The 24,521-nt window shown below is 60.0% G+C and carries 19 protein-coding genes and 2 pseudogenes; 5 read left to right on the top strand and 16 right to left on the bottom strand.

Annotated features, from left to right (window positions below):
• Positions 1-11: 11 nt before the first annotated feature.
• The 6 genes from bphC to HUK72_RS26895 form a co-directional block, all read right to left on the bottom strand.
• Positions 12-887, bottom strand: a complete 876-nt coding sequence (gene bphC / locus HUK72_RS26920; RefSeq protein ID WP_070936399.1) for a biphenyl-2,3-diol 1,2-dioxygenase — start codon at positions 885-887, stop codon at positions 12-14.
• Positions 887-2,812, bottom strand: a complete 1,926-nt coding sequence (locus HUK72_RS26915; protein WP_070936397.1) for an AMP-binding protein — start codon at positions 2,810-2,812, stop codon at positions 887-889. Before HUK72_RS26915 ends, bphC begins: the two co-directional genes overlap by 1 nt.
• A gap of 16 nt (positions 2,813-2,828) precedes the next feature.
• On the bottom strand, positions 2,829-3,809 hold the full coding sequence (locus HUK72_RS26910; protein ID WP_070936395.1) for an NADPH:quinone reductase: 981 nt from the start codon (positions 3,807-3,809) through the stop codon (positions 2,829-2,831).
• A 241-nt stretch (positions 3,810-4,050) separates the two neighbouring features.
• Positions 4,051-5,919, bottom strand: coding sequence for an FAD-dependent monooxygenase (locus HUK72_RS26905; protein ID WP_070936394.1), 1,869 nt, complete (start codon positions 5,917-5,919; stop codon positions 4,051-4,053).
• A 118-nt stretch (positions 5,920-6,037) separates the two neighbouring features.
• Entirely contained in the window at positions 6,038-6,892 is an 855-nt protein-coding gene (locus HUK72_RS26900) for an alpha/beta fold hydrolase (RefSeq protein WP_137866687.1), read from the bottom strand.
• A gap of 118 nt (positions 6,893-7,010) precedes the next feature.
• Positions 7,011-9,368 (bottom strand): TonB-dependent receptor, encoded by a 2,358-nt coding sequence (locus HUK72_RS26895; RefSeq protein ID WP_137866666.1) that lies wholly within the window; start codon positions 9,366-9,368, stop codon positions 7,011-7,013.
• 288 nt (positions 9,369-9,656) lie between these two features.
• On the opposite strand from HUK72_RS26895, the gene HUK72_RS26890 reads away from it, so the two are divergent.
• Positions 9,657-11,402: a sigma-54-dependent Fis family transcriptional regulator gene (locus tag HUK72_RS26890; protein WP_137866665.1), complete on the top strand. Its 1,746-nt coding sequence runs from the start codon at positions 9,657-9,659 to the stop codon at positions 11,400-11,402.
• 484 nt (positions 11,403-11,886) lie between these two features.
• On the opposite strand, the gene HUK72_RS26885 is transcribed toward HUK72_RS26890, so the two are convergent.
• The 5 genes and pseudogenes from HUK72_RS26885 to HUK72_RS26865 all read right to left on the bottom strand — a co-directional run bounded on the left by HUK72_RS26885 (position 11,887) and on the right by HUK72_RS26865 (position 14,322).
• Entirely contained in the window at positions 11,887-12,120 is a 234-nt protein-coding gene (locus HUK72_RS26885) for a formate dehydrogenase subunit delta (protein ID WP_236036586.1), read from the bottom strand.
• A pseudogene (locus HUK72_RS26880) lies at positions 12,120-12,323 on the bottom strand (hypothetical protein); the annotation flags it as partial. The gene HUK72_RS26885 and the pseudogene HUK72_RS26880, both read right to left, overlap by 1 nt.
• 102 nt (positions 12,324-12,425) lie before the next feature.
• Complete coding sequence (locus HUK72_RS26875) at positions 12,426-13,574, bottom strand: tyrosine-type recombinase/integrase (protein WP_070936436.1); 1,149 nt, start codon at positions 13,572-13,574, stop codon at positions 12,426-12,428.
• A gap of 71 nt (positions 13,575-13,645) precedes the next feature.
• Positions 13,646-14,062 (bottom strand): type II toxin-antitoxin system VapC family toxin, encoded by a 417-nt coding sequence (locus tag HUK72_RS26870; RefSeq protein ID WP_084653589.1) that lies wholly within the window; start codon positions 14,060-14,062, stop codon positions 13,646-13,648.
• A complete protein-coding gene (locus HUK72_RS26865) occupies positions 14,059-14,322 on the bottom strand; it encodes a hypothetical protein (protein WP_070936387.1) in 264 nt (87 codons plus the stop codon). The genes HUK72_RS26870 and HUK72_RS26865 overlap by 4 nt, the downstream gene beginning before the upstream one ends.
• Before the next feature lie 241 nt (positions 14,323-14,563).
• Here HUK72_RS26865 and HUK72_RS26860 point away from each other — a divergent pair, with 241 nt between their 5' ends.
• Positions 14,564-14,806: a hypothetical protein gene (locus HUK72_RS26860; protein WP_176593304.1), complete on the top strand. Its 243-nt coding sequence runs from the start codon at positions 14,564-14,566 to the stop codon at positions 14,804-14,806.
• A 94-nt stretch (positions 14,807-14,900) separates the two neighbouring features.
• Here the strand turns inward: HUK72_RS26860 and HUK72_RS26855 are convergent, their stop codons facing one another.
• The gene (locus HUK72_RS26855) at positions 14,901-16,019 is read right to left on the bottom strand and encodes an integrase (RefSeq protein ID WP_084653587.1); all 1,119 of its coding nucleotides are present in this window, start codon (positions 16,017-16,019) and stop codon (positions 14,901-14,903) included.
• Here HUK72_RS26855 and HUK72_RS26850 point away from each other — a divergent pair.
• The 3 genes and pseudogenes from HUK72_RS26850 to HUK72_RS26840 all read left to right on the top strand — a co-directional run bounded on the left by HUK72_RS26850 (position 15,996) and on the right by HUK72_RS26840 (position 20,196).
• On the top strand, positions 15,996-16,760 hold the full coding sequence (locus HUK72_RS26850) for an IS6-like element IS6100 family transposase (protein WP_013054031.1): 765 nt from the start codon (positions 15,996-15,998) through the stop codon (positions 16,758-16,760). The two genes, HUK72_RS26855 and HUK72_RS26850, sit on opposite strands and share 24 nt — an antisense overlap.
• Before the next feature lie 54 nt (positions 16,761-16,814).
• Positions 16,815-19,187: pseudogene (locus tag HUK72_RS26845) on the top strand (Tn3 family transposase); the annotation flags it as partial.
• Between the two features lie 142 nt (positions 19,188-19,329).
• Positions 19,330-20,196 (top strand): recombinase family protein, encoded by an 867-nt coding sequence (locus tag HUK72_RS26840; protein ID WP_006953933.1) that lies wholly within the window; start codon positions 19,330-19,332, stop codon positions 20,194-20,196.
• Between the two features lie 66 nt (positions 20,197-20,262).
• On the opposite strand, the gene HUK72_RS26835 is transcribed toward HUK72_RS26840, so the two are convergent.
• The 4 genes from HUK72_RS26835 to HUK72_RS26820 form a co-directional block, all read right to left on the bottom strand.
• The gene (locus HUK72_RS26835; RefSeq protein WP_176599433.1) at positions 20,263-21,477 is read right to left on the bottom strand and encodes a TolC family protein; all 1,215 of its coding nucleotides are present in this window, start codon (positions 21,475-21,477) and stop codon (positions 20,263-20,265) included.
• 60 nt (positions 21,478-21,537) lie between these two features.
• Positions 21,538-21,834, bottom strand: coding sequence for a hypothetical protein (locus tag HUK72_RS26830; RefSeq protein WP_007406840.1), 297 nt, complete (start codon positions 21,832-21,834; stop codon positions 21,538-21,540).
• Between the two features lie 73 nt (positions 21,835-21,907).
• Positions 21,908-23,875, bottom strand: coding sequence for a cytochrome c/FTR1 family iron permease (locus HUK72_RS26825; RefSeq protein ID WP_176599432.1), 1,968 nt, complete (start codon positions 23,873-23,875; stop codon positions 21,908-21,910).
• Positions 23,875-24,501, bottom strand: a complete 627-nt coding sequence (locus HUK72_RS26820; RefSeq protein WP_176599431.1) for a cation transporter — start codon at positions 24,499-24,501, stop codon at positions 23,875-23,877. Before HUK72_RS26820 ends, HUK72_RS26825 begins: the two co-directional genes overlap by 1 nt.
• Between the last annotated feature and the right edge of the window lie 20 nt (positions 24,502-24,521).

Here is a 24,521-nt window from a genome sequence, read left to right as displayed (position 1 = left end):
GTTTGGAACAGTCACTCAGGGGAAATGAACTTGTGACCCCACATGCTGATGCTGTCATATCGAACGACCGACCAGGAGCGATCAACGTCGCGCGGTCCGCAGCCGAACTCGACCGCGAAACCGGAAGGGGTGATCCCATAGAAGGAATACATGTGATCGTTCGTATGACGACCAAATGTCAGGAGAATTCGAGAGTCGCGCTCCATACGGTCAATCGCTCGACCAACATCATCAAGCGAAGCAGACTCGATCATGAAATGATGAATGTGTTTGGGGGCCGGGGCAGGCAGCAAAGCCAGGCTGTGATGCCGTCGGTTGCAGTTGAAGAAGTGAAGCTTGTGCTTACCGCCGGGTCCGAGATCCCAGTCGATGATGTCGGAAAGCTCCATCCCGAGACCAGCAACGTAGAATTCCATCGATTTTTCGAGGTCGGGCGTGGCTAGAACGATATGGCCAAATCCCTGCTCACCGGTAACAAATGACGAAACACCGACGGGAGACACAAACGGAACTTCGAACAATTCCGTGGCGCCATAATAGACCTCGATCCTTACACCCGATGGATCGATGACCGACACCAGGTCGATCACGCCGCGATCCGCTTTGAGATCGTCAGGTTCGTTCGTCACTTGATAGCCCATCTGCCGCAAGCGCTCTGCAGTGGAATTGAATGCTGCGGCATCGGCAGCTTCGAACCCGGCATAGGAAATGTCATCCGCTTCACCGCGGTGCACAGCAAGCCGCCACGCGCGCGAATCCAGCCTGTAGCGGTCGGAGTCCTTGCCCTTCGCCGCCGTCATCATGCCGAGCGTATTGTTCGCATATCTGCTCCACGCATCGACATCGGACGCGTCGAAGCCAAGATAGCCAAGGCGATCAACAGTCATCAGATTTCTCCCTCAGTTCCCAATTTCTCTGGCAATCCCACTCCGGCCAGGGCCGCAGAAACCTCATCGAGGACCGACGGATCCTCGATTGTCGGAGGCATGGTCCATGGTTCGCCATTCGCGATTTTCCGGATCGTGCTGCGCAGAATCTTGCCCGATCTGGTCTTGGGCAGTCGCGAAATCGACAGAATGATCTTCGGAGTAGCGATTGATCCAATTCGGCTTCGAACAGCAGATGTTGCCATGGCGGAAATTTCGGCTGATTTCGCAGAAGCGCCATCTGAAACAACGAAGAGTACAAGCGGAACTTCGCCTTTGATGCCGTCGGCAACTCCGACAACAGCACATTCCGCGATTTGATCGACCGTCGAAATCGCTTCTTCGATCGAACCGGTCGACAGCCGATGGCCCGCGACATTGATGATGTCGTCGGTCCGGCTCATGATGAAGACATAGCCGTCTTGATCGATGTAACCAGCATCGCCTGTCTTGTAATATCCGGGAAATTCAGTGAGGTATGATTCCTCAAAGCCGCCATGGTTGTTCCAGAGTGTCTGCAGGGCACCAGGCGGCAGGGGCAGTTTGACAGCAATCGATCCGGTTTCTCCAATAGGAGCGGGTTCGCCTTCTGCATCGAGTATCTGGATATCATAGCCAGGCATCGGCACGGCCGCCGATCCGTACTTGACTTCGATTGTTCCCAATCCGGTCGGATTGGCAGTCATCGGCCAACCGGTCTCGGTCTGCCACCAGTTATCCAGCACCGGAACGTCCAGCGCAGATTCTGCCCATTTGATGACGCTTGGATCGCCCCGCTCTCCGCCGATATAAATCGCACGCAGCGAAGACAGATCGAATTTCTGTGGCAGCACGCCGCCTGCGTCTTCCTTGCGAATTGCGCGCAGGGCCGTTGGGGCCGTGAACAGCAAATTCACCTTGTGCTGCGATATCACGCGCCAGAAGGTGCTCGCATCGGGCGTGCCGACAGGCTTTCCTTCAAAGATGACGGTGGCGCATCCGGCAAGCAACGGGCCGTAGGTAATATAGGAATGTCCCACGACCCAGCCGAGATCGGATGCGGCCCAGTAGACATCGCCTGCACCGATGCCGAAGACATTCTTCATCGACCAAACCAGGGCGACCATATAGCCGCCCTGTTGCCTAACAACGCCCTTTGGCTTGCCGGTCGTACCGGACGTGTAGAGGATATAGAGCGGATCGGTGCTTCGCACTTCGACACATTCCGGCCTGTCGCCACGAGTAATCGCGGCACTCCACTCGGCATTCCAATCGTAATCACGTTCAGGGCGTAGTTCGCAAAAAAGCTGCGGCCGCTGGAGGACGATTACCGCCTCGGGCTTATGGCGACTATTTGCTATGGCTTCGTCGAGCAGTGGTTTGTACGCAATTATCCGGTTCGGCTCCAATCCGCACGATGCCGAAACGACAACTTTGGGTTCGGCATCATCGATGCGAACTGTCAATTCGTGCGCAGCAAAGCCGCCGAAGACAACCGAATGGACCGCTCCCAGACGCGCGCAAGCCAGCATCGCGATGACTGCTTCGGGGATCATCGGCATATAGATGATGACCCGGTCGCCCTTCGCTACGCCATGGCTGCGCAGCACCGACGAAAACAGTTCGACCGCGTCCAGCAACTGCGAAAAGGTCAGTGTCTTGCTGATGCCGAGAATGGCGCTGTCATAAATCAGCGCGGCTTCGTCACCCCGCCCGGCAACGACGTGCCGATCGACCGCATTCCAGCAGACGTTGCACGTTCCATCGGCAAACCAACTGGCCAATCCTTGTGGATCAACGACGCTCTCTGTTGGCGTTGCGATCCAATCCACTGCAGTGGCAGCCGCCGCCCAGAAGCTCAGGGGATCGGCCATCCACTCATCATAGGTTGTGCGATAGTTTGACATGCTCGCGCTCCCGCCCTCAGACCGCAAGAACGATATTGCCGATGGCACTGCCAGACTCGACCCGTTCGTGCGCTTTGACGATCGAATGCAGTGGCAACACTTCGGCGATATTGTGGACGATATTTCCCTGAGCGATGAGGTCATTCACGCCCTGGCAAATCTCGTGACGTCGCGCTTGCGGCAAATGATAGAGGATGAAGAAATCAAACCCGATATTCTTCAGGATGGACTTCGAGAACGGCATCTTGAACTCCCGTTCCGAGCTGCCATACGCGACAAGGCGCCCCTCTTTTGCCAATGCCGCAACATCGAGATCGACGTTGACCGAGAGATCGACCTCGACAATCAGGTCAACACCCGCGCCGCTTGTGGCGTCCATGATGACCTGCAAGGTGCCTTCTGTGCGATAGTTTATAACCCGATCCGCTCCGGCCAGCCTCGCCAATTCGGCCTTCTCCGAACTGCTGACCGTGGCCAATATCCTGGCTGCGCCGAGTTGCCGCGCAAACTGGACGGCGTAATGGCCAACGGCGCCGGCGCCACCCGCGACCAGAACGGTTTTCCCCCGAATATCCCCATTTAAGGTGAGTGCGTGCAGAGCTGTCGATGCAGGGATGCCTAGGCAAGCGCCGATTTCGAACGAGATATCGTCGTGCAGCGGTGCGGTGAAATTCTCCGGCACAACGACATATTCGCCTGCGGTTCCAGTGGTGCGGCCCCACGCAGCATTGAAAATCCACACACGCTCGCCAATCCGGGCAGGATCGACGCCTTCGCCGACAGCATCAATCACGCCAGCGCCGTCGCTGTGTGGGGTGCGTGGAAATCCCCAAGGCGAAGGAATATGTCCGCTTCTGATTTTGACGTCGGACGGATTTACCCCGGACGCCTTTACCCTGACCCGAACTTCGCCAGGGCCCGTTACAGGATGCGGGCAGTCCACAATATCGAGGACATCCGCCGCTTCGCCGATTTCGCCATACTGTGCAGTCCGCATTTCAGTTCCCGTTGTTCAGCTTGCTTGGCGTATCGACCGCTGGCCCTTTCGAAGAACCACGCCGATCAGCTGTTCGATCCAGCCTCGACCGCCCCGCATTGCGCCACAGTTGCGCGGGGCGGCCGGGTTGTTAGAAACTGACCGAAGCCGAAGCCCGTCTTGATCTAGCCGCGTAAAATTGCCGGCCCCTGCGTCGCGGCACCTGCCGTGCCACAACACCTTTCGCGCTCATCTCATTGCCTTAAGAAGCCGGCGTGAATTTTGCCGTGAGGGCATTGTCCATTTCATCGAATTTCTTCGAGGGTTGGATAGCTCCACTGGCCTTCAGCTCTCCATGTCCGGATGCCCCTCGCCCCAGAATGGTGGAAAAAGCGGCTTCAAGGTCAACTGCTGCCGTTTCCGTCAGCGAACCAGCGCGCCACCCGATATAGACGTCGGGCCGTACCAGCAGCGCGCCGCTTTCATCGACCTCGCTGATGCGGGCATAATCGCCATAGTGGTCCTGATAATCCTGCCCCAGACCAATGGTCACAACCTTGATGGGCACGCCCAGTTTGTCTGACACAGCTTTGGCAATTGCACGCCATCCGGCCCCGCTGTTGCCAGTGAGCAACGTAAATTCACCGCCACCGCATACATAGAGTGACGAGATCTTCGATCCGTCCTTGAACAGCCATGCATGGGGCAAGCGAGCGCCCGGGAAGCTGGTGGGCTGATAGTAAATCTCGGCATCTTGCGAGAAGGGCGGCGCAGTCTCGCCTTCAGGCGTCACCACTGCGCAGCTCTGATACCGCTGGTTCATCTCGATTCCAGGGCAGTCATACGTCCGGTAGGTGTCGGCGACAGCCTCCCGAAGCAGTTGTCGGCGCGCAGACAGGTCAGCACTTTCGCCCTTGAGCATTTCAAAGCTGGCAGAGGACACGGCGGGATCGTCGGACAAGGTAGGATTGAGTGCGGCTACAACCTGGTCGTAATATTTCATCGCGCCAAAGGCGGCAGGAACAAACTCTTCGGCCACGGGCACGCGTTCCTGCGAATAGCTTTCCAGCAGCGCCGGAGTGGCCATTCCCTTAAGGACATGGACGAGTTTCCAAGCCAAATTGTAGCTGTCCTGAACCGAGGTGTTCGAACCCAGACCCTTCAGTGGCGGGTGGCGGTGTACCGCGTCTCCGGCACAGAACACACGGCCCTGGTGAAACCGGGTCGCCCAGCATTCATTGAATGCCCACAACGACACCGATTCAATCTGAACGTCGATGCTGTCGTCACCGATCAACCTGTGCATGAGTCGGCGTGCTTCGACATGATCAATCACGGGCGGATTGTTGATGTCGAAAAACGTCGTTGCCAGCCAGCGGGTCCATGGGCGAACCATCCGCAGGGCCCCCATCATCAACCCGCCCGGTGCTTCTCCGGGTGTGAACATCCAGTAGAGCGAGCTTGGGCGATGCTCGACATACTTAGTCAGATCGGCCGTGAAAACGATATTGGTCGCGCCCAGCTTATCCATATCGCCCTTGAAGGGCAGATTCAGCTGTTTCGCGATCGCCGACCGCGCGCCGTCAGCGCCGACGAGATACTTTGATCGCACCGAGTACTCTTCACCCGTCAGCCGATTGCGCAGGACCGAGGTAACGCCCTCATCATCCTGATCAAACTTGACGAATTCGGTGTGAAGCAACACCTCCGCACCCTTGTGTGCAGCGGCACCCAGTAGAATTTTTTCCAGATAGTTCTGCGGCAGATCGACGAAGACTTCCGGGGTCCCAAGGGCATAGTTGAAGCGGCGGCCGGGCTCATGGCCCCAGGTACGCAGGCGGCCGAACTCTTCGCCCGCAAGGCTCTGGCACATCACGTTTTCGCCCATCAACTCGTTAGGCGACGCGTAGAGATTGACGTCATCGATCACACCGAGGTCATGAAAAATTTCCATCGCCCGAGGGTTGGTGATATGAGCGCGGGGTGTCCGGCAGGTCCAGCCATAGCGGTTGGCGATCACCGTGCGAATGCCCGCTTTGGCCAGAGCCAAGGCCATGGTGCCGCCTGCCGGCCCGGTGCCGATGATCAGAACCTCGGTTTCATACGCCGGTTTTTGAACTGCTGAAGTCATCTTGGGTTACCCTTCAAAGTTGGATTGCTTGTCCGGTAATCGGCCTAGGGCAGGCGGAGTGCTTCACGGATGGTCAGCGTTTGGAACGCAGGTCCTGAAGCGGCGCCAATCGGCCCGGTCAGGCGTCGATAAACGCTGCAAGCATGGCATTGAACCGATCTGCATGTTCAAGCTGCGCCCAATGGCCACAGCGGTTGAAGACGATGAGGCTGGAATTTGGCATGACACCCGCCAGGCGCATGCTGTGCTCCACGCCCACGGTCCGATCGTCGCGGCCATGGATCAGCAACGAGGGCGTAGTTGTGCGTGCAAGGCCCGCGAAAACCTCGTCCTGGCCCAGACCATCGATATTCATGGCGGCCGCGCCCTTAAGAAAATTGGACAAATGCGCAGGGTTCGCGAGGGCATTTGCGGAGCGCTGGTTCACCAGTTCATCGGTCGCATAGGCCGGGTCGAAGACCATTACATTGACCAGCCTGCGAAAATTCTCGGGGCTTGGATCAGCATATGTCGCGAAGAGAATCTTGAGCCCCTCTGTCGGGCCACCGGGTTGAAAGAACAGTTGCGGGCCGCCGGGTGCCGGTGCGCCCATGGTAATGCAATGAGTGACCCGGTCGTTGTGCAGTGCGGTCATCATCACTGCAGCAAGCCCGCCCATCGAATTGCCGACTAGCGCTGCTTTTTCGATACCAAGACCGTCCATGAACAAGCGGGTCGCCTCGACATTGGCGAGAAAGCGGTTCTCCCCGGTTGGGTCATATTCGGACGATTTTCCCCAGCCCGGAAAGTCGAGCAGATAGACTTTGTAGCGCTGGGCCAGCTTCGCGAAATTGGGATTGAAGTTGCTCCAGCCACTGGCTCCTGGGCCAGAACCGTGCAGCATGATCAGCGGGTGCCCCTCGCCAGCCACGTGGTAGTGCAATCGCCAACGCGGCGTATCGATGTATTGGCTGGTTTGTGCTTCCGTTGACATCATGCAATCCTCGATCAGGAGAAATCTATTCCGCGCAGCAACAATGGTGTGCATCGGATGGGAAAGCGCAGCCCCTGGGTGTGGAGAGGGTCACCCAAGGGCCGCCTTCACCGGGACATTAGTATCGGAACGACACCGTTACTCCGTAGGTTGCCGGCATGCCCGCAACCTTGGAGAAGGAATCGATGACGTGCGAAACGCCGTTCCAATAATACTTGTTGGTGATGTTGCGTCCCCAGACTTCCGCACGCCAGCTATCGTTGTTGCTCTTGATGCCCGCACGCATGTTGAGGAGCGCATAGCTATCAATCGCGAACCGCGGATCGCTGCCGAAGGCCGCGACCGTCTTGGAACGATAGTTCACATCCGCCCCAATAAAGCCATTGATCGCGCTTGAGACAGGCACCTCGTAATCGAAGCCGCCCGAAATCTGCCACTTGGGCGTGTTAGGGAACCCTTCGCCCTTGAGATCGACAAGGGTGCCGCCAGAATCGGGTGTCTGGTAGTTCCGCGTCACCTTGGAGTTGATGTAGGAAGCTGCGCCGCGCAGGCTCAGCCCAGCAACCGGGCGGATGGTCGTCGACAATTCGAAGCCCGCTACCCGCGACTTGGGAATGTTCACCAGCTTTGGCAATGTGCCCAGGGGGAAGCCGGTATTAATGAAGCCCAGGATCTGTTTGTCCTGATAATCGTAGTAGAAGGCCGCGCCTTCCAGCGTGACACGGCGATCAAGCAGTGACGTTTTGAACCCGGCTTCATAAGCCAAGACGGACTCTTGCGTTACGGGAATATACTGGGTGACCGAGGACGACGGCACACCGGCAAAGCTCCCCGCCTTGAAACCCTTCGTTGCGTTGGCATAAAGCAGCAGATCGCTGTTGGGCTTCCAGCTCAGCCCCGCGCGCCATGAGAGATTGTCCTCGTTGAGCGTCCCCGGAACGTTGGTCACGGGCAGGAAGTTCGCGTCGGAAGTAACGCATCCGCCCTTCGGAATGGTGATTGTGGTCGGGACCCCCGATCCGATCGTCTGAAGAAGACTGTAGAGGTTGCCGAAGGCTGTTCCGAAAGACCCGTCGCCCGCATCCAACAGGCAGCCATTGGCGCTGCGACGCTGATCCGTATAACGGACGGAACCCTGCAGCGTAACCTTTGGTGCGATCTCGTAGTCGACGCTCGCGAACACGGCGGCAGTCTTGATCTTCTGATCGTTACGGATGTCGAAGTTACGGTAGCGGTTGACAAACGCCGGCGTGGCGATGCCGGAGTTGCTGCCCGAAACTGTGCCGAGCTGATCTTCGTCCGCAGTATCGCGCTGATAATTACCGCCAACCATCCATTTCAGGCCGGGCGTATCACCCGAAAGGCGCAGTTCCTGCGAAAAGGAGCTGATGTCAGACTTGATCAGGAAAAACAGATCATTGAACGCCACGCCGTCGGAATCATTGGGGTTACGACCGCGGAAGTCAGTGTAAGCCGTGATCGAAGTTAGCGTCACACTTGGCGACAATTCGAGATCCGCCCGCAATGACCCCTGATAGAACCGGTCGTCATGCCGGAAATCGACACCGGGGTCCCAATCCGCAACGCGTGCGTTGTTGGGCGCTCTTACCGCTGTGGCGAAAAAGGCCTTTTCTTCGGGAAAGCCCACCGGGTTGGTCGGCGCATAGGCAATGTACTGCGCGGCCTGGCTGTCGGACTTGTCGATCCAGCCATTCAGGTTGAACTGAAGCTTCAGCTTGTCGCTGGGCTCGACATCGAGCAGCAGGCGCCCCGTGGTAAAGTTACGGCGACCGAGCGTGTCATTGCGTGTCTGGCTATACTGCCAGTCCCCCCGGTCTTCATGGCGAACAGCAAGCCGGGCCTTGACACCTTCCGCCAACGGGCCGCTCACATAGCCATCGACGTCGAACTGATTGAAGCGGCCATACGTGGCGCTTCCGCCGAAGCGGAATTCATCGGTCGGCCGCGCAGCAATGTAGTTGATTGCCCCGCCGGTGGAGTTTTGCCCGAAAAGTGTGCCTTGGGGGCCCTTCAGCACTTCCACCCGCTCAAGGTCGAGTGAGGCGCCAGGCGTCATTACCGAATAGGGCAGCGGAACCTGGTCGACATAGACACTGACGGTCGGACTGACCCCCGTCGAGGTGTCATAGAACCCAATGCCGCGAATGGTGAAGACTGGTGGGCCATAGGCGCTTTGCTGGGCCGTGAAGCCTGGCACAACCCGCTCCAAATCGAACGTTGACGTAACACCCCGCGAACGCAACTGTTCTCCCGTCGCGGCGGTGATGGAAAGAGGCACATCCGACAGCCGTTCACTGCGCTTCTGCGCCGTGACGATAATTTCCCCGATGCCTCCATCGGGTGCTTGATCTGTGGTGCTAGCTTCCTGGGCAGATGCGACAGGTGCATATAGCAATCCTACCGCGAGGGCCAAACCTGCAGCCTGACAACCGGAACGTACGTTCTTATTTTCCATCAGATCTCTCCCAGTGATTGTTCTTTTTTAGCGCCAGGTAGAAACTTGGGCGCTGTCCCGACCGAGATCAGCAAGGACCGTGCCAATTTCGCCAGCGTGCTTTCAGCCGCTTGGCTTGATCACAGAAAATGGCTGTTTGATGGGCGCTATTCGCCATCCTGCTGCACACCGACGGTCGCGGCTGCGTCTGACATTGGTCGTTTCAGCTTGCAGGCATCGCAAAAACTGTGAATATTCCGATGTCAAATAATCACAATCTCGGAATATTCCGACATCGAGGAGGGTGTCTTGAACCAGCATCGTGTGGACCATTCAGAATCGGTGAAATGGACTCCGAATGTGAGCCTGACGGCTACGAAGCGCGATATTGCCGGCCTCATCGAACGGCTGCACTTTGATCTTCCCGAGGGATTGATCTGGCTGGACCAGAGCCGGGTCACCCTCTTGCACGCCAGTTGGCTTGCGCAGCTCCGATCCGAACTTTTGCCGTTGCTTGGCTACCATCAGGCACGGGCGCTAATAACGCGGCTCGGTTATTCAGCCGGCTGTCGCGACGCCAAGGCCTCACTTGAGAGAAATCCGGCACAATCGTGGGAGGAAATGCTGCTGACCGGTGGGCAAATGCATACCCTCCACGGTATGGTTGCCGTTGCCGTGATCAACATCGACCTCGATGAAAATAGGCGGCGCTGCCACATCGAGTTCGTTTGGAAGAACAGTATCGAACGCATCGGCGATGACGAGCGGCGCTTCCATAACTCGGAATCGGGCTGCTGGATGACAGTTGGCTATGCTGCTGGTTTTTTGACCACATGTTATGGCGCGCCAGTACATTTCCGAGAGCTTGCATGCTGTTCGGGCGGCCATGATCATTGCAGCGGCATCGCAAAATTTGCCGATCAGTGGAGTGATAGTACTGAAGACATGGTCTATTACTCCGCGCTCCAAATGAGCGAAGATGATGCCACAACCGCCACCGGTCCGATTTCCTTACAGCCTGAACTCTTACTGCAAGCCCATAATGCAAGTGGAATCGTTGTAGGTCGGTCCACCGCGTTCAATGCCGTCCAGCATAACGTCAATCAGGTAGCCGACACACGCGCGACCGTACTCCTGCTGGGTGAAAGCGGCGTCGGGAAAAGCGTTTTTGCGAGACAGATCCATGATCGAAGCCCTCGTAGCGGGAATCCGTTCGTGGAGATCAATTGCGCCGCCATTCCAGAAAATCTCCTTGAAGCCGAATTGTTTGGCGTGGAAAAGGGGGCTTTTACGGGCGCAGGTGCCACGCGGCCCGGCAGGTTTGAAGAAGCGAATGGCGGTTCCATCTTTCTCGACGAAATCGGCACGCTTTCGCTATCATCGCAGGGCAAGCTTCTTAGGGTTCTCCAGAATCATAAATTCGAGCGGCTTGGCAGCAACAAGACACTTCAAGCCGATGTCAGAGTTATTGCCGCTACAAACGAAGATCTTGAAGTAGCAGTCCAGGAAAAACGATTCCGCGCCGACCTCTATTATCGATTGAACGTATTTCCGATACAGATTCCGTCTCTGCGCCAGCGCACGGATGATCTACCGGTGCTGATCGATCATTTTCTAAAGATGTTCAGCACACGTCACGATCGAAATGTCTCCGGGATTTCGGGGCAAGCCTACCGGATGCTGCTGGCACACAACTGGCCCGGGAACATCCGAGAACTTGAAAATGTCATCGAACGCGCAGTTATCATGTGCCAGCGAGGGGAAATGATCGAAGTTGGCCATTTCCCCCAAAGCCAATTGGCAGAAGCTGCCAAAAGACTGATGCAACTGGATGAAGCAGGCAATCTGGCCCACAGCTCAGATGATCTGGATGGTCTGCCCGCGACAATCCTAGACGCACTGAACTCTCAAGGCCTCAACCTTGAAGGCTTGGAGCGCGCGGCGATCAAGGCAGCTCTTGCCGCGACAAACGACAATGTGGCTCGGGCAGCAAAGCTGCTCGGTGTCACACGCGCGCAAATCGATTATCGACTCAAGAAATGGCAAGCCGAGTAATCTTATGCTGGGCGGCGATTCTGGACAGGGCGATTAGTGGATTTTCTGTCTGATGGCGGCCATCATGCCGCGTGACAGGAGAGCAGACGACCGCGCCGGAACGACAGCCCCATATTCAAGGCCAAGGTGGCATTGGCCGCCGTGAAGGCCGAGAAGACGGGACCGAGTTGGCAGCCATATGACGCTCACCCGAACAAGACCACTCGCTATGGCTTGTACGTGCGGCGGTAGCACTTACGACCCACGGTTGGCGCGATTCCTGCGCTCCACAGCTTGGTCAACTTGATAGCCGGCCCCCAAACTAGTTGGTAACGCTGTCGCTCGCACAAACCTGTGGATCGGCGCTGGAACGGGCCCCTCCTACTTCACGATCTATCATTTTGAATTGCCGTAAAAAGTTGGTTTTGACCGGGGTCCCGATCGGCGCCGATCGGGACCCCGGCATGCGCCAGTATAAGGATAGAAATCAATGCATTACCTCCCGTCAGAGCGGGTCCCACTCCAACGCTGCTTCACAATCAACACCCAGTCTTGAAATCGCCGTCGCAGTTATCGGATCCAAGCCCTGCGGGTCAGCGAGCAATATCGCAGCTTTCATGCGCGGATCCCAGAAATCCACGATATGCTGGACCATTGCCGAAACGGCGGCATCCTCACCTTGCGCCGCCAGATTGCGGGCAATCTGGTTGGCCATGCTTACAAGCCGCTGTTCGTCCATCAGATCGCCTCGATGCGGCGCGCGCGGGTGGTGAGCGCAGCATAGTTTTCCTGCCAGTCACTTGGCCCGTTGGACGCCGATACCTGCACTGCGGTCACCTTGTATTCCGGGCAATTGGTCGCCCAGTCGGAGAACTCGGTCGTGACGAGATTGGCCTGCGTTTCGGGGTGGTGAAAGGTGGTATAGACCACGCCGGGGACAACTGTCGGGCGCCAAAGTAGAGCGCAATTGCGTGCACTGAACTCCAATCGTCGCGCCATATTGGGCTGCATTCAATCTGCACGGCATTCGGCGTGTTGTTCGCGCTACTGATCGGAGAACCGCTTTGCCAGTCTGGCGCTCGCGCCACTTTTGGCAGCAAGTTTTGAGCCATAGCGCAACACCGTGCGTGCATCGCGCCAGCGGTAAGCCTGCATGATCGCTGGTAGCCCCTCACCTGCGGCAAAGTTATCCTGCGCTACGCCGACACGAATGGAATGCGACGAAATCGCCTTGCACCAGCGACTAAGCTCGGCCTCGCTCATCTGCCCCAGCAAGCCCTTCTCCCAGGCTTGGCGAATAAGCCGCTTGTAAATGAGCGTGATACTGTTGGGGTGTAGCGGCTCTGCACCGATACCATCGATTGATCCGTCAAAATGCGTCGTGACCCGGCGCAGCAGCGGCCCCTGGTCGATTTCAGAAGCTTTGCACCAACGCGTGATGGCCATCATGGTTGCTGGAGAAAGGTAAGCCTGCGCACCAGCTTGCTTACGGTCAGTCTTGCTCGAGGGAATGTGAAGGATCCCTGCGCCCTCACTATCAGGGCCTTCAATGTGCGCAACATTGATCGCCACCAGTTCAGATCGCCGCGCCGCCGTATCATAGGCAATGCGTAACAACGCGGCATCGCGCAAACCCAGCTCGTCGCGGCGGCAGGCCTTGAGCAGGTGCGCGAGGCACACCCCCGAGGCAGGGCTGTCGAGATCGGCAATGTCGCCTTTGAAGCGAATGGCATGCGCCTGCCGCTGCCGCACGCCTAGATGATTACGGGCCGCCTTGCGCTCGAACTTGACCAAGGGGTCCGACGTTGGATCGGTGAGACCCGCCATGCGGTAAGCCCAGCCCACATGGACGAGGTAGCGCTCGATCGTCGCCATTGCGCGGGTTTTGAGGTCACAAGTCTCAGTACCGGAAAGGGCTCGGATCCAGGCAGCAACGTCGGCAGGCCTTGCAACGGCAGGCTCAACGCGGCGCAATCGGCACCATTGCCCCCACAAGGTCAGGTCAGAGCGGAAGGCGCGGCGTGTGTTTTCGGACCAGCCACGCATGGCTGCATCGAGCAGCGCCTCGTCGATGCGAATGCCTGCACCTGCCAGTGCGCGCACATCTCCGATCAGATCTGCTGGTTCGACAGATAAAGGAACGATCTTTCGGGTACGGACCGATGATTTTTGAGGGCGGACGGGTTCGCGCATGTCAGGACTTTTCTCGTCGGGTGCTTGGGCCGCAAGCAGCCGGGCTGGCGGTGCGATGATCGGTCGCCGCATCAATCGCCCCAAGGATTGACCAGGTCGATGCCGGTAGCTGCAAAATCCTTCACGTTCCGGGTCACCAATGTGAGCCCGTAAGCCCCTGCGATACCGGCAATCTGGACGTCGCCAGTCGTCATGGTCCGTCCAGCGCTGGCACTGACGCTGGCCAGTTCGGCCGCCATTTCCGCCGAAGGCCGGTCGAAGGACACGACGCGCGGACCAAATCGGGCAACGATACGCTCGAACGCCCCCATCAGTTCGTCGCGGCGGCGCCCGGGTGGCATGGAGTTGATCCCGGCACGTACCTCGAAGATCGCAACAGTCGGCATAGCACAGTTGCCAGCATGGCGATCGAGCCATGTCACCACACGAGCCGAGGGTGCTGGCCGCATCGACTCGGAAACCACGTTGGAATCGATCAGGTAGATCATTCGAAGACCGGCAACGCTCGATCAGGGCGCTGGCGCTGCGCATCGATCGCGGCGGCGACATCGTCATAGCCTGGCCGCGTGATGCGCACGATGAAGCTGCCGAGCGGCTCGAGCGCATCGGGGTTGCCCACTTCTGCGCGCGCAGCTTCATCGAGAATCTGGCGCAGTTCTTCCTCGAGACTATGGCGCCTACGTGAAGCACGCTGGGCAAGCAGACCCTTGGTTTCTTCAGACAGGTTGCGGATCGTGACGCTGGCCATGCGCGGACTCCATGTTGGCGGCCGAGGTGGCCATCGCCGCTAATATAGCGGCAATTCACATCGGAAACTAGTAAAATGCAATCATGCAATCGCTAATCTGAGTTTTGCGTAGTTACGATAAGCAGCCATTATCAACACTTAATCAACCGGCATATGGACTAAACATCACTCGTCAGGCTATAATTTGTCCGTGAAGCACCCTCCCCCGCCCCTTACCGGCATCGCTTGGACGCCCGATCTGGTGGCCGCGATCGCCGATGCTGGCGCGGCGATTGGGCGGCTTGATGCGCGGATTTGTGCGACTTCCTTTGCCCCAGCCTGGAATCTGCGGGCGAGCTGGACAGGTTACGCCGCCGCGCTACGCCTACAGAATTACGAAATCGAGGAAATCGATATTATTTCCTGGCAATGCGGTCTCCATCTGGCCGGGCGGCCTCGCCTCGAAACGGTGGGGGATCCGTTTTCTGTCGGCTGCCAAAGTTAGTGTCACCGCCGAAGACGAACTGATGCCGCTCTGCCATAATTGATGGCAACGGGTTTTCCCGGTTTCCGCACACTCCTGGCCAAGAGCACCTCCTCTATCCCCGCACTTCGCGCAGCATGCGCGCGGTGGCATTGGACGACGGGGCCAGCTTGCGGCCATAGCGCAGCGCGGTCGATGTCGAGGACCAACGCAGAGCCTGCGCAATCGGCCCGGCGTCTTCTCCGCTGGCGAACAGATCCTGCGTTAGACCTACTCTCAGCGAATGCGTGCTGAGCGCTGAAATCGCCGCATCGAGCTCCTTTCCGAACAGATTGACCATGTGTTCGTCTGCCGCGCGCCGGGCGGTTTGTTTGATGATCAGTCGCACCGCCGCCGGTGTCAGCGGTTCTTCGCCGATGACATAGGTCGTCGATGCCAGCACGGGTTTAGCTTCGGCAGGCGATGGCGATCCTGCGGGCAGCCGCCACCTGAACCCCGGCGGGGCAGGCAAGGCGGCAGGGGCCTCGGCAGCGCGAGCCTTGGTCCGCACCACGCCGATTCGGCGAAACAGCGGGCCTTCGGCAATCCCGCCGCTTGTCCGCCATGCAGACACGCGCCGCATCGTGTCGGGCGAGAGCCAGGCATAGGCCCCCTGCCCTTCCTGATCGGTCTTCGAGCGCGGAACGGTCAGGACTGCCGAACCATCGCGTTCGACTGTGATATGGTCGCACGCCACCCGCACCAGTTCGGACACGCGCAACCCGGTGTCGTAGGCGAGGCTGAGCAGCGCCCCATCGCGCAAACCAGGCAATGTTCCAGGGCATGCCTGCAACAGCGCGCTCAGGGTAAACCCTTTTGCCGGAGCGCTGCCCAGCCCCTCTCCAAACCGCAGCGGCCCGGCCTGACGCTGCGTGACATCGACCCGGCGCCGAAACCCACGCAGCGCGTCGCGCACGATGCTCCCCTGGGTAGGTGTCGCCACCCCGAGCAGGCCATGCACCGCCGCCAGACTGGCAAGACGCCGCCCGACCGTCGCCGGCTTGAGCTCGCGCCGTTCACAATCCTCGAGGTAGGCGACGATCCGTGCCTCGTTCGCGGGCAGGCCGATCCCGCCCGCGCGTGCGCAAAAGGTGGCATAGCAGGCGAGATGGCTCTGTTGCAAAAATCGTGAAGCTTGAGCATGCTTGGCGGAGATTGAACGGATGGAGCGATGACGGATTTCAAGTGGCGCCATTTCCAGGGTGATGTGATCCTGTGGGCGGTGCGCTGGTATTGTCGCTATCCGATCAGCTATCGCGACCTTGAGGAAATGCTGGCGGAACGCGGCATTTCGGTCGACCATACGACGATCTATCGCTGGGTCCAGCGCTACGCCCCGGAGATGGAGAAGCGGCTGCGCTGGTTCTGGCGGCGTGGCTTTGATCCGAGCTGGCGCCTGGATGAAACCTACGTCAAGGTGCGGGGCAAGTGGACCTACCTGTACCGGGCAGTCGACAAGCGGGGCGACACGATCGATTTCTACCTGTCGCCGACCCGCAGCGCCAAGGCAGCGAAGCGGTTCCTGGGCAAGGCCCTGCGAGGCCTGAAGCACTGGGAAAAGCCGGCCACGCTCAATACTGACAAAGCGCCGAGCTATGGTGCAGCGATCACCGAATTGAAGCGCGAAGGAAAGCTGGACCAGGAGACGGCCCACCGGCAGGTGAAGTATCTCAATAACGTGATCGAGGCCGATCACGGAAAGCTCAAGATGCTGATCAAGCCGGTGCGCGGTTTCAAATCGATCCCCACGGCCTATGCCACGATCAAGGGATTCGAAGTCATGCGAGCCCTGCGCAAAGGACAGGCTCGTCCCTGGTGCCTGCAGCCCGGCATCAGGGGAGAGGTGCGCCTTGTGGAGAGAGCTTTCGGCATTGGGCCCTCGGCACTGACGGAGGCCATGGACATGCTCAACCACCATTTCGCAGCAGCCGCCTGATCGGCGCAGAGCGACAGCCTACCTGTGACTGCCGCCAATCTTTGCAACAGAGCCGCCTCGCTTGCCGATCCGGACAGCTCGACCGGATTCAACAGGATGAAGGGTGACGCCGGACAGGCAACGCTCGACAACATTCTCGACGTGACCGAGAAACTCGCCTTTATCCAGAGACTTGATCTTCCCCATGATCTCCTGACGGCTACGGGCAAGCCATGGGTCGATCAGATTGTTCGCCGCGTTGCCGGTGAAAAGGCCTCGGAGATGCGCCGGCATGCGCCGGCGCGACAGCTCGGCCTTTATGCGATTTATCTAATGTCGCGGGAGGCGCAACTCACTGACGCGATGATCGACCTGCTGATCGAAACCGTTCACAAGATCGGAACGCGCTCGAAACGCAAGGTGGTGGGCGATATCGCGAAAGACATCGAGCGGGTCTATGGAAAGGAGCGCCTGCTGGTCGAGATCGCCAGCGCCTCGATCAATGAACCATCGGGGCGCATCTGCGATGTCATTTTCCCGATCGCCGGTAAGGCCAAGCTGGCGGCGATCGTCAAGGAGAGCCATGCGAAGGGCGCTCTGGACCGGCGCATCTACAAGGTGATGCGTGGTTCCTGGGCCAATCATTACCGGCGCATGCTGCCAAGCCTGCTTTCCGTACTTGAGTTCCGGTCGAACAACGCGGTGTGGCGGCCGGTCCTGGCGGCCCTCGACTGGATCAGGAGCAAGGTGGATGGCGGATGCCGCTTCGTGCCATTGCAGGATGTTCCGATCGATGAGGTGATTCCAGCGCGATGGCGCAGTTCCGTCATTGATGACGATGGGCGGGTAAACCGGATCGGCTATGAGCTTTGCGTCCTGACGCAACTGCGCGACCGCATCCGCTCCAAAGAAATCTGGGTGGTCGGGGCGGATCGCTATCGCAATCCCGATGACGATCTTCCCAAGGACTTCGAGATCAGGCGAGATGCGTACTATTCCGGCCTCAGCCTGACGCCAGATGCGCAGGCGTTTTGCGCCTCGATCCGGGAGGAGCTTGAACGGGAACTGTTGCTCCTCAATGCCAATATTCCACAAAACGACAAGGTCCGGCTCCTGTGGCGCGGCGACAACCGGATATCGATTACACCGTTCAAGCCCTTGCCCGAACCGAAGGGTCTCGCTTCGATCAAAAGCGAGATCGGTCAGCGCTGGCCGATGACCGGACTGCTGGACGTGTTGAAAGAGGCTGCTCTGGACACGGGATTGATGGATGCTTTCGAAACGTCGGCCTCGCGGGTTACCCTGTCGAAAGCAGCCTTGGCTCAGCGTCTTTTGCTGTGTCTCTATGGCTTGGGCACGAACGCCGGGCTCAAGCGGGTCGCTGGCGCAACACCCGATGTCAGTTACGAGGAATTGCTGCATGTCCATCGCCGTTTCATCCACGCGCCAGCGCTGAGGGAGGCGTGCGCGCGGGTAGCAAACGCGACACTGGCAATCCGCAATGCCGCAGTATGGGGAGATGCGGGCACGGCATGCGCGTCCGATTCAACGAAGTTCGGCGCGTGGGACCGCAACCTGATGACGGAATGGCACGCCCGCTATGGCGGCCGTGGCGTCATGATCTACTGGCATGTGGAGAAGCGCGCGACCTGCGTTTATTCCCAGCTCAAGCGGTGCTCTTCCTCGGAGGTCGCCTCCATGATCGAAGGCGTGCTACGCCATTGCACCGACATGGAAATCCAGCGCCAGTACGTCGATAGCCACGGCCAGAGCGCAGTCGGCTTTGCGTTCTGCCGACTCCTTGGATTTGAGCTTGCCCCGCGGCTGAAAGCAGTGGCACGCCAGAAACTGGCCCTTCCCCAAGCCGGCATGCGCACGCGGCTTTCCAATTTACTGCCGATCCTCTCCAGCCCGATCGACTGGGACGAGATCGAGCAACAATATGACGAAATGGTCAAATATGCCGCTGCCATGCAATCGCGCACCGCCGATCCGGAAGCGATCCTGCTCCGGTTTGCCAGAGCCGAAGTGATGCACCCGACCTACAAGGCGCTGAGTGAACTCGGCCGCGCGGTCAAAACAATCTTCCTATGCCGGTATTTGCGTCAGGAGGCATTCCGCCGCGAGATCCACGAAGGGCTGAATGTGGTTGAGAACTGGAACGGCGCTAATGGTTTCGTGTTCTTCGGCAAGGGCGGCGAGATCGCCACCAACCGCATCCATGAGCAGGAAATCTCCGTTCTGGCGCTACACCTCCTGCAAGCGTCGCTGGTGTATGTGAACACCCGCATGCTTCAGACCGTACTGGTTGAGCCGAAGTGGGCGGGGCGGATGACGCCGGAAGATTATCGTGGTCTCACGCCGTTGATCTACAGTCATGTGAACCCTTATGGCCGCTTCGACCTCGACCTGAACGACCGGATTGATTTTGGACGGCTTGCAGCGTGAGGCGGCTGATCGGCCTATAACATTTGGGTACACCCCAGAGTGATAGGGCCGAGTGACACCATTCGTCTGTCACAAAAGGGTGGGTTTGCGCTCAATGTGACGATACACTGCAAGAGCCACCCTAATGTGACGGATTTTGCACTTGGCTCGTATCGGATATGCCCGCGTCAGCACCACGGACCAGGATCTGGATATCCAGATTGGCCGCCTCAAGAATGCAGGTTGCGAAATTATCCGTTCCGAGACCGGATCGGGGGCCTCGCGGAGCGGGCGCACGGAACTGGAAACGATCATGCAGTTTATGCACACCGGCGACGAGCTGGTCGTGCTGCGGCTCGACCGGCTCGGCCGCTCCACGCGCGATGTCCTGAACCTGGTGCATGAGCTTGATGAAAAGGGAGCTTCGCTGCGCATCCTTGAGCCAGAGGTGACGACGGCGGGCGACATGGGGCGAATGGTCATCACCATACTCGGCATGGTCGCCGATATGGAGCTGAAGTTCATCAAGGATCGTCAGCGCGCCGGGATCGAAGCGGCGCGCGCCGAAGGCGTTTACAAAGGCCGGAAGAAGAACGTCGATGACGATGAAATCCGCCGTCGCCTTGCCGCCGGCGCCAGCAAGGCCCGCGTTGCCCGCGACCTGAAGGTCTCACGAATGACCGTCTATCGGGCGCTCGACATTATTCCGTCACAGACCAAACTGCCGGAAAAGCCGCCCACTGCCAGCATCGCCCTGCATCTGATTATCGAGAACTTCAACAAGCGTGGAAGAGGTAGAAAACCCGCTCGGGAGCGGATTGAGGCGATGCTGGAACGCGACTACGCCATGGTAAAAAACGGCAATTGTGATTACAAACTGACCGTCGCCTATGACCCCGATCCGGATGGCATTTCCCTTGATGAGGAAATCCAAAGCCTCCTCTCCGAGATGTTCAACATCGCAGAGAGCTACAATTGCTCCATGGAAGCCGATATCTACGAGGTCGGTGGTCAGCAACGGTCCTGGTAGAATCAATCAAGCGTTCAGTGTTCGTTCTTCAACCTGGCCAAAATCGCAGCTTCGGGCCGACTGGGCCTAATTGGCAAGCGCGTCGATCGCGGCGACCCGCGTTTCGGCGAGCGTGCGTTCAGCATCGAGCAATTCGAGCTGGCCGAACTTGCCCTCGCGATAGCCGATCCGCGCGATGCGGGCGGCCTCCTGTGCAGCCGCCAGCGCCGGCCCCGACGCCGCACGAGCCGTCGTTGCGGCATTGGCCGCCTGCGCCTGCGCGTCCGTGATCGCCTGTTCGATGTCGAGCGCGGTCACGCGGCGCTGCGCATCCGCCTGGGTCCGCTGCGCGGTCGCCTGCGCAATCGCGGCGCGACCATTGTTGAACACCGGGATCGGGATCGACACGCTGAACACCGCCGCCATGTCGTTGGTCGCTTCCAGGCGGCGGATCGACGGCCCGACGTTCAGGTCAGGCACGCGATTGGCGCGCGCGAGCCGCACGCCGGCTTCGGCAATGGAGAAATCCGCGTTGGCTGCCGCCAGCGCGAGTGTGCCGGTCGTGTTGACCGGTGCCAACGGCCCATAGACGTTCACATCGGGAAGGCGATCGAGCAGCGTGTCATCGAGCAGGCCGTCGATCGGCCGTCCGATCCGACGCGCCAGATTGGCGCGGGCCGCCTCGGCCAAGCGAAGCTGCCGCTCCACATTGGCGTCGGCATTGATACGCGCGACATCCGCGCGCTGTTGCTCGAGTGGCGATGCCCGCCCTGCCTGCACGCGAACGCTCGCGGCCCGCAGCGCATCGCTGGCGATCCGGGCCTGATCGCGGGCTGTCATTACCCGGCGATCGGCCGCGACCGCTTCGACATAGAGCTGCGTTACCTGAAGCCGGACATCCGCCGCGATGATCGCGGCCTGGATCTCGGCCCGGGACAATTGCGCATTGGCGACCGCGACGCGGGCGCCGCGCTTGCCGCCTAGCTCGATCGGGATCGCAAAGCCGACCGTGGTTTCCGCGCTGCGGACCCCCCGATACGGCCCGGAGCCGATGACATTCTCGACTTGGCCTTGAACCACCGGATTGGGCCGCAAGCCGGCGACTGTGCGACCTGCACGGGCCGCGTCGATTCCAGCTGTCGCCGCTTCCGCAGCAGGGGCCGAACCGCCCGCTGCACTGACCGCTTGGTCAAGCGTGTAGACCGGCGCATCCTGCGCAACAGGCGCGGACGGTCCGACCTGCGCCTGCGCCATCGTGGCGCAAGACGCTGCGGCCAGCATGGCCGCGAGGATACGATTCATGAAAATAGGACTCCTGACGATGATCGACAGGGGCGCGCCAACGCACGCCCAAATCGGACGTCAGGCTTGGGGGGGCCTCAAATGGACCATGCCGGTGCGGCCGTCGAGCGACGCAGAGGCGGAGATTGTCGGCTTGGGCACTGTGAGGACGGGGGTATATTCCATCGTCGTGCGCGCAGGCGCGCCGACGTCGTGTCCGTGACAATAATTGTGATGATGCGGGACATTCTTGTCCGAGTCCGATGGCACCTGATCGATGTCACCGGCGGTATGGACCGTGAACTCAACGCCCGCGATGCTTCCCCCCGCCAGATCGGCGGCATGGGCCATGCCGGAGAAGCTGGTCAGGACCAGCATCAGGCATGTCAGGAAAGGCAAAAAGGCTCGCACTAGCTTGCCTCTATCACGGAAGGGTTTTCATGTCATTGCACTAATTCGAACCAAGGGTCACTGAGCCGGAACCCGAGCGGGATCGGTCGCGCCCGTTCCAGGCGAACCCGACCGCAATGGCGACCGCCATCAGGAGTTGCGCCAGCACCGATTGCCAAGTGGGAAACACGCCGAGCATCGACAGCCGTGGCACGTCCGCGAGCGGTGCGATGTTGATAAGGCCGGCTTCCTGGAGCCCGGCGACGCCTTTACCCGCCAGCACGACGGTCAGGACCGCCATGAGCCAGGAGCTATAGCGGAAGAACTGCGCGATCGGCAGCTTGCGACTGTAGCGAAGCATGGCCCAAGCGATCAGGCTGAGCAGTCCAATCGCCGACCCGGCCCCCGCGAGAAGCATCCCGTTGTCACCTTGCGCCGAAAGCGCGGCATAGAACAGGATCGTCTCGAAGACCTCGCGATAAACTACGACGAACGCCAGCCCGAACAGGAACCAGCCCGACCCGCCCGAGAGCGCCCGCGACATCTTCTCGCGAATATAGCGCTGCCACTGATCGGCCTGCGCCTTGCCGTGCATCCAAATCCCGACCGAGAGCAGCACGACCGCGGCGAACAGCGAGCCAAACCCTTCCGTCAGCTCCCGGCTCGCACCGCTGATCCCGATCGCATAGGTGGCGACCGCCCAGGTGATCCCGCCCGCGATGATCGCGCTGACCCAGCCGCCATGCACGTACCGCAGCGCCTCGCCGCGCTCGGCTTTACGCAGGAACGCGATCATGGCGACAACGATGAGCAGGGCTTCGAGCCCTTCACGCAGCAGGATCGTGAACGCGCCCAGGAACGTGGACGCTTCGGTGGCGGCATCAGGCGCGAGCGCCGCTTCCGCATCGTCGAAAAGGCCGCCCAGTACTGCGACCTTCTCCGCGAGATCATCGGGCGACGCGCCCCGGTCGATCGAGGCGCGGAACTCCCCCATCGCGCCCTCGATTCGACCCATCAGCGTCGCGTCGCGCGCGGTGAGTGTTGGCTCGATCGGCTCGAACCCATCGAGATAGGCCGACAGCGCCAGCTCTTTCGCCATGCGCGCATCGCCGCGCCGCGCAGCCGCCACGCTTTCGGCGAGTTTGGCGCGGGCGACCGCGAGCGAGCCGGGAGCCTGTTGTATCACCTGTTCGGGATGACGACGCAGGAACGCGAGCACTGGGTCAGCCTTGGCGTCGCCGATCGCCGCGCCGAGCGCGGCCGGGGTGAGCGCGACCAGGGTTTTCAGGTCCGGAATGCGCCGGCGAAGGGTCGGGTCGGATTTCCAAAGCCGCTCGCCTTCGCGCGCCTGCGCATCCGTGAAGGCGAAGCTCCCGGCTCGGAATGCTAACGCCCAGCGCTGATCGTTGGGCAGATCGGCGAAGCTCTGCATCGCGGTCCCGTCGATGCCTTGCGTCACCACCTGATAGAGCGCGAACACGCTGCGCTGGCGCGCGCGCTCGGCATCGGTGAAAGCAATCGGGGGCGTAGCGAGCTTGGCGGCGTCAGGGCCACGGCCGTTGCCCGTCATCCCGTGGCAGGACGCGCAGGATTGTCGGAACAGTGCATCGCTGGAGACGAGGTTCGGAGCCTTATCGGGCGCGAGCGGCACCGGGTAGGCGCGCAACAGATCGGCCGCGAGCCCGTGCGCCAATGTTGCCACCTGTTCAGTCGGTCCCTTTTCCGCGATCACCGCCTGGAGGTTGGCAGCCCGCTGGATGAGGGCTTGACGCTCCGGCTTCGCCGGCAGGCCCTGAAGCCGTGTCGAGACCGACGCGGCGAACTCCGTCATCTCGGCATATTCCGACGTGCTCTTGATCCGACCGTTGGCGACCGCGCCGCCATAATCGACGGCCATATAGTCGAGCAGCCGCCATGCGGTTTGCACGTCGCCGGGTTCGGCGATTGCCGCAGCAGGGATCAGCAGCGCCGCGAGCGCGGAGAGCAGCCGCAACGAGAGCATTGCCCGGATCAACGCGAGCAGACGCACTACCGCTCTCCCAATTCGCGCCGAGCGCCAGTGACGATTTCATAAGCGGAGTGGAGGAACAGGAGGGCGATGAGGCCGGCGACGGCGAGGTCCGGCCAGGCGCTTCCTGTCCACGCCACCAGACCGGCCGCGGCGATCACCGCCACGTTGGCGAGCGCGTCGTTGCGGCTGAACAGCCAGATCGCGCGAACATTGGCGTCCCCTTCCCGGAAACGCGCAAGCACCAAGGCGGACACGACATTGATCGCGAGCGCGACAACGCCGATTGTGCCCATCAGTTCGGCATCGGGCGCGGTTGCGTTCAGGACGCGCCAAATCGCGAAACCGATTACGCCCACGCCAAGCGCACCGAGAAACAACCCCTGCGTCAGCGCGACCTTTGCCCTCGCCCGTGCGGACCAGGCAAGCGCGAGAAGACCGATAAGGCTGATCGACCCGTCCCCGAGAAAATCGAGGGAATCCGCTTTCAGCGCTTGGCTATCGGCGATGAACCCGCCGAACAGCTCGGCGACTCCGAAGCCGAGGTTGAGCACCACGACGGTCAGCAGCGCACGGCGATAGGCCGGATCGGTTTGCGCGCGCGCGGGCTCCCCGTGGCACCCGCAGCTTTCGGTAGAAGCATTCATGCGGCCTTCCTTACCACCTC

It is taken from the genome of Sphingobium sp. 15-1, assembly GCF_013375535.1.
Classification (GTDB): domain Bacteria; phylum Pseudomonadota; class Alphaproteobacteria; order Sphingomonadales; family Sphingomonadaceae; genus Sphingobium; species Sphingobium aromaticivastans.
Note: the sequence above shows the minus strand (reverse complement) of the source record. Positions and strands in the feature narration are given on the sequence as shown.

Coding starts and splice junctions, on each gene's coding strand:
- bphC (WP_070936399.1), bottom strand. CDS start 887: ATGACTGTTGATCGCCTTGGCTATCTTGGCTTCGACGCGTCCGATGTC.
- HUK72_RS26915 (WP_070936397.1), bottom strand. CDS start 2,812: ATGTCAAACTATCGCACAACCTATGATGAGTGGATGGCCGATCCCCTG.
- HUK72_RS26910 (WP_070936395.1), bottom strand. CDS start 3,809: ATGCGGACTGCACAGTATGGCGAAATCGGCGAAGCGGCGGATGTCCTC.
- HUK72_RS26905 (WP_070936394.1), bottom strand. CDS start 5,919: ATGACTTCAGCAGTTCAAAAACCGGCGTATGAAACCGAGGTTCTGATC.
- HUK72_RS26900 (WP_137866687.1), bottom strand. CDS start 6,892: ATGTCAACGGAAGCACAAACCAGCCAATACATCGATACGCCGCGTTGG.
- HUK72_RS26895 (WP_137866666.1), bottom strand. CDS start 9,368: ATGGAAAATAAGAACGTACGTTCCGGTTGTCAGGCTGCAGGTTTGGCC.
- HUK72_RS26885 (WP_236036586.1), bottom strand. CDS start 12,120: ATGGACGAACAGCGGCTTGTAAGCATGGCCAACCAGATTGCCCGCAAT.
- HUK72_RS26875 (WP_070936436.1), bottom strand. CDS start 13,574: ATGCGCGAACCCGTCCGCCCTCAAAAATCATCGGTCCGTACCCGAAAG.
- HUK72_RS26870 (WP_084653589.1), bottom strand. CDS start 14,062: ATGATCTACCTGATCGATTCCAACGTGGTTTCCGAGTCGATGCGGCCA.
- HUK72_RS26865 (WP_070936387.1), bottom strand. CDS start 14,322: ATGGCCAGCGTCACGATCCGCAACCTGTCTGAAGAAACCAAGGGTCTG.
- HUK72_RS26850 (WP_013054031.1), top strand. CDS start 15,996: ATGACGGATTTCAAGTGGCGCCATTTCCAGGGTGATGTGATCCTGTGG.
- HUK72_RS26855 (WP_084653587.1), bottom strand. CDS start 16,019: ATGGCGCCACTTGAAATCCGTCATCGCTCCATCCGTTCAATCTCCGCC.
- HUK72_RS26835 (WP_176599433.1), bottom strand. CDS start 21,477: ATGAATCGTATCCTCGCGGCCATGCTGGCCGCAGCGTCTTGCGCCACG.
- HUK72_RS26830 (WP_007406840.1), bottom strand. CDS start 21,834: ATGCTGGTCCTGACCAGCTTCTCCGGCATGGCCCATGCCGCCGATCTG.
- HUK72_RS26820 (WP_176599431.1), bottom strand. CDS start 24,501: ATGAATGCTTCTACCGAAAGCTGCGGGTGCCACGGGGAGCCCGCGCGC.